This window comes from Geodermatophilus ruber, from assembly GCF_900114385.1.
Taxonomy (GTDB): Bacteria; Actinomycetota; Actinomycetes; order Mycobacteriales; family Geodermatophilaceae; genus Geodermatophilus; species Geodermatophilus ruber.
Window position 1 is genome coordinate 462,839 of the sequence record NZ_FOSW01000001.1, and the last position, 15,549, is coordinate 478,387.

Genomic DNA, 15,549 nt, shown 5'->3' on the forward strand with positions numbered 1-15,549 from the left:
GCCGCGTCGTCCCCGGCGGCCGGGGACGACGCGGCGGGAGCCTCAGATGAGGCCGTGCGCGTGCACCGCCTCGGCCACCCGCAGGAAGCCCGCCACGTTGGCGCCCAGCACCAGATCGCCGGGCCGGCCGTACTCCTCGGCGGTGGTGTGGCAGCTGTGGTGGATGTCCCGCATGATCTCCTCGAGCCGGGCCTCGCTGTGCTCGAAGGTCCACCGGTCGCGCGAGGCGTTCTGCTGCATCTCCAGCGCGGAGGTGGCCACACCGCCGGCGTTGGCCGCCTTGCCCGGGCCGAAGGAGACCCCCGCCTCCTGGAACACCTTCACGCCCTCGGGCGTGGTGGGCATGTTGGCGCCCTCGGCGACGGCGATGCAGCCGTTGCGCACCAGGGTGGCCGCCGCGTCGCCGTCCAGCTCGTTCTGCGTGGCGCAGGGCAGGGCCACCTGGCACGGCACGTCCCAGATGCAACCGCCCTCGACGAACCGCGCGCCGGGCACCCGCTCGGCGTACTCGCTGATCCTGGTGCGCTCGACCTCCTTGACCTGCTTGAGGACGTCGAGGTCGAGGCCCTTCTCGTCGACGATGTAGCCGCTGGAGTCCGAACAGGCGATCGCCCGGCCGCCCAGCTGGTGCACCTTCTCGACGGCGTAGATCGCGACGTTGCCCGAGCCGGAGACCACGACGTCCTTGCCGGCGAGGGTCTCGCCGCGGACCTTGAGCATCTCGGAGACGAAGAAGACCACGCCGTACCCGGTGGCCTCCTTGCGCACCTGCGCGCCGCCCCACGTCAGGCCCTTGCCGGTGAGCACGCCGGACTCGTACCGGTTGGTGATCCGCTTGTACTGGCCGAACAGGTAACCGATCTCGCGCGTGCCGACGCCGATGTCGCCCGCCGGCACGTCGGTGTACTCGCCGAGGTGCCGGTAGAGCTCGGTCATGAACGACTGGCAGAAGCGCATGATCTCGGCGTCCGAGCGGCCCTTCGGGTCGAAGTCGGAGCCGCCCTTGCCACCGCCGATCGGCATGCCGGTCAGCGCGTTCTTGAAGATCTGCTCGAAGCCGAGGAACTTGACGATCCCGAGGTTCACCGACGGGTGGAACCGCAGCCCGCCCTTGTACGGCCCGAGCGCGGAGTTGAACTCGACCCGGAACCCGCGGTTGATGTGCACCTCGCCGCGGTCGTCCTGCCACGGGACGCGGAAGATGATCTGCCGCTCCGGCTCGCAGATCCGCTGGACGGTCTTCATCTCCGTGTACTCACGGTGCCGGTCCAGCACGACGGCGAGGGAGTCGAGCACCTCGCGCACTGCCTGGTGGAACTCCGTCTCACCGCGGTTACGACGCAGCACCTCGTCGTAGATGGCCTGCACCGTCACAGGAACCTCGCCGCTCACCCGCAGCCTCCCTTTGGTCGATCGCCGCCCGGGAACGCTACGGAACGGGTCGAAGGCGCCTGCACGGCGGGGGGCGCCGGCGGCCGGCATCCCCGGGGGTGACCGCCCCACGACCCGGCGGATCACCGCCCTCGCGCAGCTGCTGGCCGTGGGCCGTGGGCCGCACCGAGCGCGCTCAGAGGATGCGGCGGGCCCCCGCGTAGCCGCGCATGTCCACGCTGGTCACCGCGACCGGCACGCCGAAGGTGCGGGCGTGCACCATCCGGCCGTCGCCGATGTAGATGCCCACGTGGCTCACCGGCGCGTAGAAGTACACGATGTCGCCGGGCTGGAGCTCGCTGCGGGAGACGGGCACGCCCATCCGGGACTGCGCCTGGCTGGAGTGCGGCAGCGCGCGGCCGGCCGCCCGGTAGGCGAAGCTGGTCAGCCCGGAGCAGTCGAAACCCCCTGGACCGGAGGAACCCCACACGTAGGGCTTGCCGACCTGGGCCAGCGCCGCGGAGATGATGGCGCCGGCGGCCTCGCTGGGGGCGGCCGGGGCGGAGGGCGGCGGCAGCGAGGGGCCGGCCAGCGTCGTGGCGACGGTGGCCCGGTCGGCGGCCGACAGCCGGGCGAGGTCCGCCTCGTAGGCGTCCATGCGGGCCTGCACCTCGGCCTGCTGCTGCTCCAGCGCGGCGAGGGCGGCGGTGGCCTGGGCGGCCGCCTCGGCCGCGGCGGCCTGGGCCTGGGCGGCCGCCGTCTGAGCCGCGCCCACCTCGGCGAGCAGCCCCTCGGTGTGGCTGGCGAGGAGGTCCAGCGTGGTCATCTGCTGAACGACGTCGGCGGCCGAGGCGCCGGTGAGGAAGGCCGCCAGCCGGGACTGCGAGGTGCTGGCGCTCTGCGCGATGGCCCGCAGCTGCGGTGCGAAGGCGTCGACGGCGGCCTGCGCGCCGGCCGCGTCCTGCGCGGCCGCGGCGGCGGTCTGCTGGTGCTGCTCGACGGTGAGCCGGGCCTGGTGCACCTGCTCCTCGAGCCCGGTCAGCTGCTGGCCGGCCTCGGCGACGAGCCGGGCGGCGTCGGCGCTGCTGGTGGGTGTCGCGCCGGCAGTCGCGGGGGCGAGCACCACGGCGATCGCGGCGCCGGCGGAGAGCGCGGCCCCGAGCCAGCGCCGGCACGTCGTCCGGTTGTGCTGCATCCCTGCCTCCCCTCGCCGCGCGCCGCCCACCTCGGGCGACTTCCCGCGCGTCCGTACGGACGGTAGGGAGACGGTGGCGCGAAGTAGGGGTGCCGCGCGGACCGGCCGGGACGGCGTCGTCCCGTTCGTCACAGCCGCCCCAGGAGGCGCCCGGCGCCCCGCCGCGAGCCCGTCCTGTCGGAACCGGCAGGTAGGGCGCGTCAGCCGGCGAGGGGCTCCTGGGCGTCGAGGCCGGAGACGGTGTCGAGGTCGCGCAGCACGGCGCTCAGCTCGTCGGCGGTCCACGGTTCGCAGCAGGTGCAGCCGCTGTCGGCGAAGCTCACCAGCCCGAGGAGGCCCTCGGCCTGGTCCTCGGCGATGGCCAGGTGCCCGGTGGAGGGATGGCGGTGGCAGGCGCAGGCGGCGGCGCACAGCCCCAGGCCCCAGCCCGAGACCACGATCGTGTCGCCGTCGTCCCAGACCTGGCCGATCTGGAAGACGGACGGCTTCTGACTCCTGGTCATCGGGAGTCCTCCCCTCGACGGCCCCGGCAGCGCGGAGCCCGTGTGCGGTGGGGCGAGAAAATTGCCCACACCACGTTTCGGCGGTCTTGCGGGGCGGTACAGCCGAGAGTTGGACTTCACGGGGCCGCCTCTGCGACACCTACGGTATTGAGGCAGACGCATACCGTCACGGTCACCATCCGCCAGAACTGTGACGGACCGGTTGTCACACCCGGACCGGCAGGGCGGCTGCTCGGCGTGGCGAGGGCCCGGGTCAGCTGGCGGCGTCAGCTCGCCGGCGACACCGAGCTCATGTTGAAGTCCGGCACCCGGACCGGCGGCATGGCGGCACGGGTGAACCAGTCGTTCCACTCGCGCGGCAGCGTGCGCTCGGTCCGGCCGGCCTCGGTGATCCGGCCGAGCAGGTCGACCGGCGACTCGTTGAAGCGGAAGTTGTTGACCGCACCGGTCACCTCCCCGCCCTCCACGAGGAAGACGCCGTCGCGGGTGAGCCCGGTGAGCAGCAGCGTCTGCGGATCGACCTCGCGGATGTACCAGAGCGTGGTGAGCAGCAGCCCGCGGTCGGTGGCGGCGACCATCTCCTCCTGGGTCGCGGTCGCGCCAGGCGCCTCGAGGATCAGGTTGTCCACCGCGGCGGTGGCCGGGGCGGTCGTCCGCAGTGCCCAGTAGCGCGGGCGGATCAGGTTGGTGAGGACGCCGTCGCGGATCCAGTCGATCGCCGGCGTCGCCATGCCGTTGTCGAACACCGAGGCGGCGCCCGAGGAGTGGCTCACCGCCTGGAACGGGGTGGCCTCCAGCCCCGGGGCGAAGGGGTCGCTGCGCAGGGCGAGGGGCAGCGCGGCGAGCCGCTCGCCGATCCGGTTGCCGCCGCCGGGCCTGGCGAACACGTTGCGGCCCTCGTCGGCGTCGCGGGCCTCCATCGTCCAGTAGGCGTAGATCATCAGATCGCTGATCGCCGACGGCGGCAGCAGCGTCTCGTAGCGGCCGGCCGGCAGCTCGATGCGGCGCTTCGACCAGCCCAGCTTGCGCTCCACCTCGGCGGCCAGGGCCTCCACCGAGACGTCGGTGAAGTCCCGGGTGCCGGCGCCGGCCCACACCGAGCGGCTCATGTCGCCGCTCTTGCCGTTGAGCTCCACCCGGCCGGTGGGCTGGTCGTGCCGCAGCCGCAGCCCGGTCGAGGTGCCCAGGTACGTCGTCGCCATCGAGTGCTCGGCGAAGCCGAACAGCAGCTCCCCGCGGTCGCGCGCCTCCCCGAAGGCCTGCCCGAGGGCGGGGGCGAAGTCGGAGAGGGTGCCGATCGAGGTCTCCGCGGCGTCGGCGTCCCAGTCCCCGCTGCCCGGCGGGGTCTCCGACACCAGCGGCATCGCGTCCTCGGCGGGACCGGCGTCCCGGGCGGCCCGCTCGCTGGCCGCGACCAGGTCGGCGATGTCCGGGCTGCCGGTGCGCGCGACCGTGCCGGCCGCCATCCCGGCGCCGCCGTCGACGAAGGAGATGACGACGACCTGGCGGGACCGCATGGACCCGTTGGTGGTCAGGCTGTTGTTCGCCCAGCGGAGGTTGGCCTCCGAGCTCTCCACGACGAAGGCGACCTGCCCGTCGGCCGTCGAGGCGGCCAGCGCCTTCTCGACCACCTCCTGCGGACGCGACCAGCTCATCGCTCCGCTCCTCGCTCGCCGGCGCTCGCTGCGGTGCTCACAGCCCGCTCGCTGGCGCTCGCACCGCTCATCGCCCGGCCTCCTGCACCGTGTTGAGGATGTTGACGTTCTGGAACAGGGCCGCCGGGCAGCCGTGGCTGACCGGGGCGGTCTGCCCGGGCTGGGCCTTGCCGCAGTTGAAAGCGCCGGCCAGGACGTAGGTCTGCGGCCCACCGACGACACTCATCGAACCCCAGAAGTCCGTCGTCGTCGCCTGGTAGGCGACGTCCTTGAGCTGCCCGGCCAGCCGGCCGCCCTCGATCCGGTAGAACCGCTGGCCGGTGAACTGGAAGTTGTAGCGCTGCATGTCGATCGACCAGCTCTTGTCGCCGACGACGTAGATGCCGCGCTCGACCCCGGCGATGATCTCCTCGGTCGAGGGCCCGCCGGGCGCCGGCTGCAGCGAGACGTTGGCCATCCGCTGCACCGGCACGTGCCGGGAGGAGTCGGCGAACGCGCAGCCGTTGGAGCGGGGCAGCCCACGCAGCCGGGCCATGTTCCGGTCGACCTGGTAGCCGACGAGCACGCCGTCCTTGACGATGTCCCACTGCTGACCGGCGACGCCCTCGTCGTCCCAGCCGACGGTGGACAGCCCGTGCTCGGCGGTCCGGTCGCCGGTCACGTTCATCAGCGGCGAGCCGTACTGCAGGGTGTCGAGCTTGTCGACGGTGGCGAAGGAGGTGCCGGCGTAGGCGGCCTCGTAGCCCAGCGCCCGGTCCAGCTCGGTGGCGTGGCCGATGGACTCGTGGATGGTCAGCCACAGGTTGGACGGGTCGACGACGAGGTCGTACCGGCCGGCCTCGACCGAGGGGGCCTTGGTCTTCTCCCGCAGCAGCTCGGGGATCTCGGCCAGCTCGCCGTCCCAGTCCCAGCCGGTGCCGGTGAGGTACTCCCAGCCGCGGCCGACCGGCGGGGCGAGGGTGCGCATGCTCTCGAACGCGCCGGTGTTGCGGTCGACGGTCAGCGCGGTGATCTCCGGGTGCAGGCGCACCCGCTGCTGCCGGGTGCGGGTGCCCGCGGTGTCGGCGTAGTACTTCTGCTCCTTGACCATCAGGCAGCTGGTCTGCACGTGCTCCACGCCGTCCGCGGACAGCAGCCGCTCCGACAGCTCGGTGAGCCGGCCGGTCTTCTCGGCGTCGGGCACCTCGAACGGGTCGAGGGCGTAGTCGGAGACGTGGACGGCGGCGGGGTACACCGGCTCGGGGGCCAGCGCGACCCGGTCGCTGTTGACCGCGGCGGAGACCCGGGCGACCGCGACGGCCTCCTCGGCCAGCCGGACGGCTTCGGCGGCGGTGAGCACGACGCCCGCGGCGAACCCCCAGGTGCCCTCGTGGATGACCCGCACCGCCAACCCGAGGTCCTCGCCGTCGACGAGGGCCTCCAGCCGGGCGTCGCGCAGGCTGATCGACTGGGTGCGGATCCGCTCCACCCGCAGGTCGGCGTGCTCGCAGCCGAGGTCGCGGGCGCGGGAGAGCGCGGCGTCGGTCAGCGCATCGAGGGGGAGGGCGAGGAAGGACGCGTCCACGTCATGGGAGGCAGCCACCCGCTCTGTCTACCAGCCCCCGCGGTCCGCCTCCCCTGGTCGGTTTTCGCGATATCCGGCGTTGGGGGTCGGCCCGAGGGGTACCCGCAGGCATGGCCTCGTCCCCGCAGTCCCCCGCCGACGACGTCACCCTCACTTTCGGCGGCAACGCCACGACCCTGCTGCGCATCGGAAACTTCACGCTGCTCACCGACCCCAACTTCCTGCACCGGGGGCAGCGCGCGTACCTCGGATACGGGCTGTGGACCAAGCGGCTCACCGAGCCCGCGCTGGAGCCGCCGCAGCTACCGCTGCTGGACGCGATCGTGCTGTCGCACCTGCACGGCGACCACTGGGACCGGATCGCCACCCGGCACCTGGACCCCACCACCCCGCTGGTGACCACCCCGGCGGCAGCCAGGCGGCTGGGCCAGCGGGGCTTCGTCGCCACCGCGGACCTGCGCCCCTGGCAGCGGCACGAGCTCGGCCGCGACGGAGAGACGCTGCGGATCACCTCGGTGCCCGGCGTGCACGGGCCCGGGCCGATGGCGAAGCTGCTGCCGCCGGTGATGGGCAGCGTCCTGGAGCTGATCCGCGGCGGTGAGGTGAGCTGGCGCGGCTACATCAGCGGCGACACCCTGTTCCGCCCCTTCCTCGGGGAGGTACTGCAGCGCTGCGGCCCGCTGGACGTGGTCATCCCGCACCTCGGCGGCACGAAGGCGCTCGGCGTCACCGTCACCATGGACGGCCGGCAGGGCGCCGACCTCCTGGAGCTGCTGAAGCCGCCGGTGACCGTGCCCATCCACTACGACGACTACGACCGGTTCAAGTCCCCGCTGGGCGACTTCGTGCGCGAGGTCGCCGCCCGGCGGGCACCCGGAGAGCTGCGCACCGTGGTCCGTGGCGAGACGATCTCCCTGCGCGCCTGAGCGGAGTGGATTCGTCCGCGTCACGCGGACGAATCCACTCCGCTACCGGCCGGCCAGGCGGGCGGCGCGGTTGGCGACGTCGGCCCGCAGCGCCTCGGCGTCCACCGTCGTGCAGGCGCCGTCGCGCACCACCGGCCGGCCGCCGACCCACACGTCGCGCACCAGCCGGGAGGCGCCGGACCAGACCAGGTGGGTGAGCAGGTCGCCGGGGTCCCCCACCGGCTCGAACAGCAGATCGCGGGTGTCGACGTGCACGAGGTCGGCCCGGCGCCCGGCGGCCAGCTGCCCGAGGTCGGGGCGCCCGATCGCGTCAGCGGCCGCCCCGGTGGCCAGCCAGAACGCCTCGGCGGCGGTCAGTGCGGTCGCCGACCGCTCGGCCAGCCGGGCCAGCTGCGCGGCCAGCCGGACGTCGGCCAGCAGGTCCAGCCCGTCGTTGGACGCCGGCCCGTCGGTACCCAGGCCGACCCGGATGCCGCGGTCGAGCATCGCCCGCACCCGCGCCACGCCGCTGGCCAGCTTCGCGTTGCTCGCCGGGCAGTGCGCGACCGCGACGTCGTACTCGCGCCACAGCTCCAGGTCGCCGTCGTCCATGTGCACGCAGTGCGCGGCCAGCACCCGGCCGCCGAGCACGTCGTGCGCGGCCAGCAGCGCGGGTACCGACAACCCGTGGGTGGCCAGCAGGCCGGCGCCCTCGCTCGCGGTCTCCGCGACGTGCAGGTGGAACAGCAGGCCGTGCTCCCGGGCCGCGGCGGCCGCGTCGCGGAGCACCGGGAGCGGCACCGTGTAGGCCGCGTGCGGCCCGAGCCCGTACTCGACGGTGCCGTCCTCGGGGACCCCGGCGGCCAGCGCCACGGCGTCCCGCAGCTGGTCGGCCAGCGGCGGCATCCCGGGCAACGGCAGCAGCGGCGTCGCGATGACCGCCCGGGCGCCGGTGCGGCCCACCGCCGCGGCGATCCGCTCGGGGGAGAAGTACATCTCCACGCTGGTGGTCACCCCGCCGCGGAGCATCTCCGCCGACGCCGCGGTCATCGCCACCTCGACGTCGTCGGGGGTGAGCCGCCCCTCACGGGGCCAGATCACCTCACGCAGCCAGCGCTCCAACGGCAACCCCTCGGCCTGCCCGCGGAACAGCACCATCGGCGCGTGCGAGTGGGTGTTCACCATCCCCGGGGCCAGCACGCCGGGAACGGCGACGGTCGCGGCATCCCCGGCCGGCGGGGCGTCGTCGGCCGGGCCGACCCAGCTGATCCGGCCGTCGTCGACGTCGACCACGGCGTCGGGCACCACGGTGCCCGCGCGGTCCCCGACGACGACAGCCCGGGCGGTGAAGCGCTGCCGCATGCCCGGGCAACCTACCCCCGCCGCCGCCAGGTCCCGCCCGGACCGCGCCGTTACCGTGGAGCCCATGTCGTTCCTCGCCGCCGCCGCATCCGACGAGGGCGGGATCACCGGTTTCCTGCTGAACCTGGTGGAGACGCTGGGGCCGGTGGGCGTGGGCCTGTCCATCCTGCTGGAGACGGTGATCCCGCCGATCCCCAGCGAGGCGGTGCTCGGCCTGGCCGGTGTGCTGATCAACGACGGCCGGATGTCGGTCGTCCCGGTGGTCCTCTTCGCCACCCTCGGCTCGATCCTCGGCGCGATCTTCTTCTACTACATCGGCCGGGCGCTGGGCCCGCGCCGCTCGCACGCCTTCCTCGACCGGCTGCCGCTGGTGGAGACCGCGGACGTCGACCGCACCTTCGACTGGTTCCGCAGGCACGGCCGGGCCGCGGTCTTCTTCGGCCGGATGGTGCCGATCGTGCGCAGCTTCATCTCGGTCCCCGCCGGGGTGGTGCGCATGCCGTTCGGCCAGTTCGTCCTCTACTCGGCCGCCGGCAGCCTCATCTGGAACAGCGTGCTGATCGGCCTCGGCGTGGCGGTCGGCGACATCGTCAACGAGTACCTGCACTACATGGACTACCTGCTCTACGCCGCGGTGGCGCTGGGCGTGGGCTGGCTGGTGTGGAAGCGGGCCAAGGCCGTCCGCCGGCACCGCCGCACGGCCGCCACCGACCCCGCCCCCGGCGGGGACCTCGATCGGCCCGGGGCATGAGCGCCGCTCGGCCCGACGTCGTCGCGTTCGACGTCAACGAGACGCTGCTCGACCTCGCCCCGGTGCGGGCCGCCCTGGTCGAGCTCGGCCAGCCCGCCGACCTGCTGCCCGCCGTGTTCGCCCGCACCCTGCTCACCGGGTTCGCGACGGCCACCGCCGGCACCTGGTGCCGCTTCCGCGACGCGTTCGACGCAGCCCTCGCCCAGGCGAGCCCGCTGCCGGCGGCCGACCGGTCCCGGGTCGCCGACGCCTTCCTCGAGCTGGTCCCGCACGCCGACGTGGAACCGGCGCTGCGGCGGCTGGCCGAGGCCGGCGTGCGGGTGGTGACCCTCACCCACGGCTCGCCCGGGGTCGCCGAGGCGGGGCTGGAGCGCGGGGGCGTGCAGGCGCTGGTGGAGCGGTCGCTGTCCAGCGAGGTGATCCGGACCTGGAAGCCGGCCCGGTCGGTCTACCTCTGGGCGGCCGGTGTGTGCGACGTCGCCCCCGAGCGGATGGCGCTGGTCGCCGCCCACGCCTGGGACGTGCACGGCGCGCTGCAGGCGGGCCTCACCGGCGCCTGGTTCCCGCGCGCCGAGCGGGTCTACCCGCAGGTCTACGACCCGGCCGCGATCGTCGCCGGCGACCTGGCCGGCGCGGTGGACGCGCTGCTGGCCCTGCCGCCCCGGTGACGGCGCTGCAGCTGGAGACCCCGCTCGGCCCGGCCCGGGTCACCGCGACCGAACCGGACGGCGGCCTCCGTGGCGCGCTCGTCCTCGGTCACGGCGCCGGCGGCGGGGTGGAGTCCGCGGACCTGCGCGCGGTGACCGCCGCGGCGGCCGGGGCGGGCTGGCGGGTCCTGCGCGTGGAGCAGCCATGGCGGGTGGCCGGGAAGCGGATCGCCCCGGCACCGGCCCGGCTCGACGTCGCCTGGCGGGCAGTGCTGGACGGGCTGCGCGAGGCCGGCCGGCTGGACGGGGCGCTGGTGCTCGGCGGGCGCAGCGCGGGCGCGCGCGTGGCCTGCCGTACCGCGGGCGAGCAGGGCGCCGCGGGCGTGCTCTGCCTGGCCTTCCCGCTGCACCCGCCCGGCCGTCCCGAGCGCAGCCGCGCCGGGGAGCTGGCCGGGGTGGCGGTGCCGCTAGGCGTGGTGCAGGGCGAGCGGGACGCCTTCGGCAGCCCGGAGGCGGTCGCCGCGGCGCTGTCGGGGCAGGCCGGCGCCTCGGTGTACGCCGTCCCCGGGGACCACGCGCTCGAGCGGAACGTCGAGGTCGTCGCGGCCGCGGCCGTGGACTGGCTGAGCGGGGTCGCCGGGTGAGGGTGCTCCCCGACGACCCCGCACCGCTCAGCTCCGGCGCCGGCGGATGATCCAGGTGATCAGCAGGAGGAGCACCGCGATGCCGGCCGCCGGCTGGGCGTAGCGGGCGAAGGCCGCCCCGCCGGCCACCTCGAGCAGGTCGATCGGCTCGGGCTCGACGACCGCCTGCGGACGGGGTGCGGCGGGGGCCGCGGTCACCGGAGCCACCGGGGTCGCGACCGACGGAGCAGTGGCCGTCGGAGCAGTGATCGACGGGGCCACAGCCGCCGGAGCGGTGGCCCCCGGAGCTGCTGCCTCCGTCGGGGCCGGCTGGGCCGTGGGCTGCGCCGCCGTCGCCTCGACCGTGGACGCCGCCTTGTCCGCGGCGGCCGCGGCGGTCTTCTTGGTGGCGGTGGCGGCCTTGCGGGTCTTCTGGGCGGCCGCGCCCTCCCCGGGCACCTGCTCCGCGGCCGCGGCGGCCTCCTCGACGGCGCCGGCGGCGGTGGCCGCCGCCTTCCCCGCGGTCGTCGCCGGCGACGGCTGCGGAGCGGGGGCCTCCCCGGCGCCCAGCTGCGCGGCGAGCTTGTCGGCGAACTGGCCGAGCAGCTTGTTGCCCACGTCGGTCATCACGCCGCGGCCGAACTGGGCCGGCCGGCCGGTGATGTTGAGGTCGGTCAGGACGTCGACCCGCGTGGCTGCCCCCTCCGGCTTCAGGTTGGCCGTGATCGTCGCTGCGGCCGTCCCGTTGCCCCGCTGGTCCTTGCCCTTGGCGTCGATGACCGCCCGGTGCACGGCCTCGTCCTTCTCCACGAAGGACGCCTTGCCCTGGTAGGTGAGGTTGATCGGGCCGAGCTTGACCTTCACCCGGCCGGTGAAGTCATCGCCCTCGACCGAGTCGAGGGCGGCACCGGGCATGCACGGCGCGATGCGCTCGATGTCCAGCAGCACCCGCCAGGCCTCGTCGATGGGCACGGGGACGGTGAACGAGTTCTCCAACTGCACGGTGCGACCTCCTGGGGTACGTGGCTCGGCCGGTCCGCCCCGGGGAGGGCGGGCCGGCCGAGGGGGACTGGCGGGGACCGGGTGCGGGTGACCGACGCTACAACCCTGCGGCCGCCGTGACCGCCCGGCGAGTCAGCACCTGGGCCAGGTGCTCCCGGTAGTCGGCCTGCGCGTTGAGGTCGCTGCTGGGACTGGTGCCCTCGGCGGCCGATCGTGCCGCCGCGGCGATCGCCTCGGCGCTGGCCTCCGCCCCGGCCAGGGCCGACTCCGCCGCCCGGGCGCGCAGCGGCGTCGGCCCCATGTTGGTCAGCCCGATCCGGGCCTCCGCGATGTGCCCGTCGTCCCGCCGCACCACGGCGGCGACGGCCACGATCGACCAGGCCTGCGCCACCCGGTTGAACTTCTCGTAGTGCATGCCCCACTGGCCGGCCAGCTTGGGGACGCGGATCTCGACGAGCAGCTCCCCCTCCTCCAGCGCGGTGGTGAGGTAGTCGACGAAGAAGTCCGCCGCGGGCACGGTCCGTCGCCCGCCGGGGCCGGCGATGACGAACTCGGCGTCCAGGGCGAGCGCCACCGCCGGCAGGTCACCGGCGGGGTCGGCGTGGGCCAGCGCCCCGCCGAAGGTGCCCCGGGCCCGCACCTGCCGGTCGGCCACCGTCTCCGTCGCCGCGGCGATGAGCGGTGCGTGCTGCGCGATCAGCGGGTCGGTGAGCACGTCGTGGTGCGTGGTCATGGCCCCGATGACGAGGGCGTCCCCGTCGTCCCGGACGCCGCGCAGCTCCTCGATCCGGGACAGGTCGACCACCGTCTCCGGCGCCGCCAGGCGCAGCCGCATGACCGGGATCAGCGACTGCCCCCCGGCGAGGATCTTGACGTCCTCCCCGCCGTCGGCGATGGCCTGCAGGGCCTCGTCGACGGTGGTGGGGCGGGCGTACTCGAACGCAGCGGGGATCACCGGTCACCTCCGAGGGCGGACTGCGGGGTGGAGACGCCGGCGGTGGTCTCGGTCTGCGCCCCGCCGTACGCGTTGGTGCCGGCGGTGGCGCGGTCGCCGCCGTCCCCGCCGTCGTGCAGTGCCCGCCAGACCCGTTCGGGCGTCAGCGGCATCCGGATGTCACGCACCCCGAGGTGCCGGACGGCGTCCAGCGCGGCGTTCACCACCGCCGGGGTGCTGGCGATGCAGCCGGCCTCGCCGACACCCTTGGCGCCGATCGGGTTGCCGGGCGCCTCGTGCACCGTGTTGCCGGTGTCGAAGTGCGGCAGGTCGGCGGCCGAGGGGACCAGGTAGTCGACGAAGGTGCCGGTGGTGAGGTTGCCGTCGGCGTCGTACACGGCCTCCTCGTACAGCGCCTGGGCGATGCCCTGGGCCAGCCCGCCGTGCACCTGCCCCTCGACGATCAGCGGGTTGACGATCGTCCCGACGTCGTCGACGCAGGCGTACTTGCGGATCTTCACCATGCCGGTCTCGGTGTCGACCTCCATGGCGCAGATGTGCGTGCCGTGGGGGAAGGAGAAGTTGACCGGGTCGAAGGTGGCGTCCGCGTCGATCGAGGGCTCGACCCCCTCGGGGAAGTTGTGCGCGGCGAACGTGGCCAGGGCGATCTCCTGGATGCTCACCCCGGCGCCCGGCGTCCCGCGGACGGAGAACGTCCCGCCGGAGTAGTCCAGGTCCTCCTCGCTGGCCTCCAGCAGGTGGGCGGCGACCTTCCGGGCCTTCGCGATCACCTTCTCGGCGGCCCGCACCACCGCGGCGCCGCCGACGACCAGCGAGCGGGACCCGTAGGTGTCCAGCCCGCGGGGGGCCACCGAGGTGTCCCCGTGCAACACCTCGACGTCCTCGAACGGGACGCCGAGGGTGTCGGCGACCAGCTGGCTCCACGCCGTCTCGTGGCCCTGGCCGTGCGGCGAGGAGCCGGTGACGACCTCGACCTTGCCGGTGGGCAGCATCCGGATGGCGGCGTGCTCCCAGCCACCGGCCCCGTAGGACAGCGAGCCGAGCACCCGGGAGGGCGCCAGGCCGCACATCTCGGTGAAGGTGGAGAAGCCGATGCCGAGCTGCACCGGGTCGTTCGCCTCCCGGCGCCGCTGCTGCTCGGCGCGCAGCTCGTCGTAGCCGATGAGCTCCAGCGCCTGCTGCGTCGCGGCGTCGTAGTTGCCGCTGTCGTACTCGAGCCCGGCCACCGTGGTGAACGGGAACTCCTCGGGCCGGATCCAGTTCTTGCGGCGCAGCTCGAGCGGGTCCATGCCGAGCTCGACGGCGAGCTCGTCCATGATCCGCTCGACGGCGAAGGTCGCCTCCGGCCGGCCGGCGCCGCGGTAGGCGTCGGTGGGGGTCTTGTTGGTGAAGACCCCCGAGCAGTCGAACCGGTAGGCCGGGAACTTGTAGATGCCGGCGAACATGAACGCGCCGAGCACGGGGACGCCGGGGCTGACCAGCCGCAGGTAGGCGCCCATGTCGGCGAGGATCCGGCAGCGCAGGCCCTTGACGTTGCCCTCGCGGTCGGCCGCGATGTCGATGTACTGGATCTGGTCGCGGCCGTGGTGGGCGCTCATCAGCGACTCGCTGCGGGTCTCGGCCCACTTGACCGGCTTGCCCAGCCGGCGGGCGACCAGCAGCGAGAGGACCTCCTCCGGGGTCACCTGCAGCTTGCCGCCGAACCCGCCCCCGACGTCGGGGGCGACGACGCGGAGCTTGTGCTCGGGGACGCCGGTGATCATCGCGAGCATCAGCCGGAGGATGTGCGGCACCTGGGTGGCCGACCACATCGTGTAGTTGTCGCCCTGGGGCTGGACGACGACCGCGCGCGGCTCCATGAACGCGGGGATGAGCCGCTGCTGGACGAACCGGCGGCTGACCACGACCTCGGCGTCGGCGAAGGCCTGCTCGGTGTCGGCGCCGGTGCCGGCCTCCCCGGCGTCGAAGACGAACCGGTAGCTCTCGTTGGACCCGATGTGGTCGTGGACCCGGTCCGCGCCGTCGGCGAGGGCCTGCTCCATGTCGAGCACGACCGGCAGCAGGTCGTAGTCGACGTCGACCAGCTCGACGGCGTCGGCCGCGGCGGTCCTGCTGCGCGCGACGATGACGGCCACCGCCTCGCCGACGTGGTTGACCGTCTCGACGGCGATCGACGGGTGGCCGGGGTTGACCATGTCCGGCGTCACCGGCCAGGCGCAGGGGATCGAGCCCTGCTCGTCGGCGAAGTCGCGGCCGGTGAAGACGGCGACCACGCCGGGCGCGGAGCGCGCCGCGCTGACGTCGATGCCGGTGATCCGGGCGTGCGCGACGGGGCTGCGTACGACCGCGAGGTGCAGCATCCCGGGCAGGACCATGTTGTCGGTCCACGTCGTCCGGCCGGTGATCAGCCGGGCGTCCTCCTTGCGGCGGCGGGGCCGGCCGACCTCCCGGGGCGGGGCCTGGGTGACGGCGGGCTCCTCGGTGACGGTCATCGGACCTCCTCGCGGGCGGATGCGGAGCCGGCCATCTCGCCGGCGGCCTGCTGCACGGCGCGCACGATGTTCTGGTAGCCGGTGCAGCGGCAGAGGTTGCCCTCGATGCCCTCGCGGATCTCGGTCTCGCTCGGGTTCGGGTTCTCCCGGAGCAGGTCCACCGAGGCCATGATCATCCCGGGCGTGCAGAACCCGCACTGCAGTCCGTGCATCTCGTGGAAAGCCTTCTGCATCGGGTGCAGGGCGCCGTCCTGCGCGAGCCCCTCGATCGTGGTGACCTCGCCGCCGTCGGCCTGGACGGCCAGCACGGTGCAGGACTTCACCGCCGCGCCGTCGAGGTGCACGGTGCAGGCGCCGCAGTTGCTGGTGTCGCAGCCGATGACGGTGCCGACCTTGCCCAGCTGCTCCCGCAGGTAGTGGACCAACAGGGTCCGGGGTTCGACGTCGTCGGTGTAGGCCACCCCGTCGACGCGCACATTGATCTGGCTCACCAGTCCTCCGCTTCGTTGCAGGCTCGTGGGTGC

The 15,549-nt window shown here is 74.1% G+C and carries 14 protein-coding genes; 4 read left to right on the forward strand and 10 right to left on the reverse strand.

Annotated features, from left to right (window positions below):
* Positions 1-42: 42 nt before the first annotated feature.
* From gdhA to BMZ50_RS02370, 5 genes are all read right to left on the reverse strand, one after another.
* The gene (gene gdhA / locus BMZ50_RS02350; protein WP_245753266.1) at positions 43-1,392 is read right to left on the reverse strand and encodes an NADP-specific glutamate dehydrogenase; all 1,350 of its coding nucleotides are present in this window, start codon (positions 1,390-1,392) and stop codon (positions 43-45) included.
* 175 nt (positions 1,393-1,567) lie between these two features.
* Positions 1,568-2,566 carry a C40 family peptidase gene (locus BMZ50_RS02355; RefSeq protein WP_091320797.1) on the reverse strand — a complete coding sequence of 333 codons (999 nt, stop codon included), beginning with the start codon at positions 2,564-2,566 and terminating at the stop codon, positions 1,568-1,570.
* 200 nt (positions 2,567-2,766) lie between these two features.
* The gene (locus tag BMZ50_RS02360; RefSeq protein ID WP_091320799.1) at positions 2,767-3,069 is read right to left on the reverse strand and encodes a hypothetical protein; all 303 of its coding nucleotides are present in this window, start codon (positions 3,067-3,069) and stop codon (positions 2,767-2,769) included.
* Positions 3,070-3,335: 266 nt separating this feature from the next.
* Positions 3,336-4,724, reverse strand: coding sequence for a TldD/PmbA family protein (locus BMZ50_RS02365; protein ID WP_091320801.1), 1,389 nt, complete (start codon positions 4,722-4,724; stop codon positions 3,336-3,338).
* Between the two features lie 67 nt (positions 4,725-4,791).
* Entirely contained in the window at positions 4,792-6,306 is a 1,515-nt protein-coding gene (locus tag BMZ50_RS02370) for a TldD/PmbA family protein (protein ID WP_091320804.1), read from the reverse strand.
* Positions 6,307-6,398: 92 nt separating this feature from the next.
* On the opposite strand from BMZ50_RS02370, the gene BMZ50_RS02375 reads away from it, so the two are divergent.
* Positions 6,399-7,214 (forward strand): MBL fold metallo-hydrolase, encoded by an 816-nt coding sequence (locus BMZ50_RS02375; RefSeq protein ID WP_091320807.1) that lies wholly within the window; start codon positions 6,399-6,401, stop codon positions 7,212-7,214.
* A 42-nt stretch (positions 7,215-7,256) separates the two neighbouring features.
* On the opposite strand, the gene BMZ50_RS02380 is transcribed toward BMZ50_RS02375, so the two are convergent.
* Positions 7,257-8,555 carry an amidohydrolase family protein gene (locus BMZ50_RS02380; protein WP_091320809.1) on the reverse strand — a complete coding sequence of 433 codons (1,299 nt, stop codon included), beginning with the start codon at positions 8,553-8,555 and terminating at the stop codon, positions 7,257-7,259.
* Positions 8,556-8,619: 64 nt separating this feature from the next.
* Here BMZ50_RS02380 and BMZ50_RS02385 point away from each other — a divergent pair, with 64 nt between their 5' ends.
* Genes BMZ50_RS02385 through BMZ50_RS02395 form a run of 3 tightly spaced genes read left to right on the forward strand, consistent with a single transcriptional unit; the run spans position 8,620 to position 10,597 of the window.
* Complete coding sequence (locus tag BMZ50_RS02385) at positions 8,620-9,306, forward strand: DedA family protein (RefSeq protein WP_091320812.1); 687 nt, start codon at positions 8,620-8,622, stop codon at positions 9,304-9,306.
* A complete protein-coding gene (locus BMZ50_RS02390; protein ID WP_091320814.1) occupies positions 9,303-9,974 on the forward strand; it encodes an HAD-IA family hydrolase in 672 nt (223 codons plus the stop codon). The genes BMZ50_RS02385 and BMZ50_RS02390 overlap by 4 nt, the downstream gene beginning before the upstream one ends.
* Entirely contained in the window at positions 9,971-10,597 is a 627-nt protein-coding gene (locus BMZ50_RS02395; RefSeq protein ID WP_091320816.1) for an alpha/beta hydrolase family protein, read from the forward strand. The genes BMZ50_RS02390 and BMZ50_RS02395 overlap by 4 nt, the downstream gene beginning before the upstream one ends.
* A gap of 27 nt (positions 10,598-10,624) precedes the next feature.
* Here the strand turns inward: BMZ50_RS02395 and BMZ50_RS24935 are convergent, their stop codons facing one another.
* The 4 genes from BMZ50_RS24935 to BMZ50_RS02415 all read right to left on the reverse strand — a co-directional run bounded on the left by BMZ50_RS24935 (position 10,625) and on the right by BMZ50_RS02415 (position 15,516).
* Positions 10,625-11,578 (reverse strand): SRPBCC family protein, encoded by a 954-nt coding sequence (locus BMZ50_RS24935; protein ID WP_091320818.1) that lies wholly within the window; start codon positions 11,576-11,578, stop codon positions 10,625-10,627.
* A gap of 97 nt (positions 11,579-11,675) precedes the next feature.
* Positions 11,676-12,533, reverse strand: coding sequence for an FAD binding domain-containing protein (locus BMZ50_RS02405; protein ID WP_091320820.1), 858 nt, complete (start codon positions 12,531-12,533; stop codon positions 11,676-11,678).
* Positions 12,530-15,025, reverse strand: a complete 2,496-nt coding sequence (locus tag BMZ50_RS02410; RefSeq protein ID WP_091320822.1) for a xanthine dehydrogenase family protein molybdopterin-binding subunit — start codon at positions 15,023-15,025, stop codon at positions 12,530-12,532. Before BMZ50_RS02410 ends, BMZ50_RS02405 begins: the two co-directional genes overlap by 4 nt.
* Positions 15,022-15,516 (reverse strand): (2Fe-2S)-binding protein, encoded by a 495-nt coding sequence (locus BMZ50_RS02415; RefSeq protein WP_091320824.1) that lies wholly within the window; start codon positions 15,514-15,516, stop codon positions 15,022-15,024. The genes BMZ50_RS02410 and BMZ50_RS02415 overlap by 4 nt, the downstream gene beginning before the upstream one ends.
* Positions 15,517-15,549 lie beyond the last annotated feature (33 nt).

What these genes read in the sequence shown, in the direction of transcription:
- BMZ50_RS02355 (WP_091320797.1), bottom strand. Translation starts at nt 2,566, where the DNA reads ATGCAGCACAACCGGACGACGTGCCGGCGCTGGCTCGGGGCCGCGCTC.
- BMZ50_RS02360 (WP_091320799.1), bottom strand. Translation starts at nt 3,069, where the DNA reads ATGACCAGGAGTCAGAAGCCGTCCGTCTTCCAGATCGGCCAGGTCTGG.
- BMZ50_RS02365 (WP_091320801.1), bottom strand. Translation starts at nt 4,724, where the DNA reads ATGAGCTGGTCGCGTCCGCAGGAGGTGGTCGAGAAGGCGCTGGCCGCC.
- BMZ50_RS02375 (WP_091320807.1), top strand. Translation starts at nt 6,399, where the DNA reads ATGGCCTCGTCCCCGCAGTCCCCCGCCGACGACGTCACCCTCACTTTC.
- BMZ50_RS02380 (WP_091320809.1), bottom strand. Translation starts at nt 8,555, where the DNA reads ATGCGGCAGCGCTTCACCGCCCGGGCTGTCGTCGTCGGGGACCGCGCG.
- BMZ50_RS02385 (WP_091320812.1), top strand. Translation starts at nt 8,620, where the DNA reads ATGTCGTTCCTCGCCGCCGCCGCATCCGACGAGGGCGGGATCACCGGT.
- BMZ50_RS02390 (WP_091320814.1), top strand. Translation starts at nt 9,303, where the DNA reads ATGAGCGCCGCTCGGCCCGACGTCGTCGCGTTCGACGTCAACGAGACG.
- BMZ50_RS02410 (WP_091320822.1), bottom strand. Translation starts at nt 15,025, where the DNA reads ATGACCGTCACCGAGGAGCCCGCCGTCACCCAGGCCCCGCCCCGGGAG.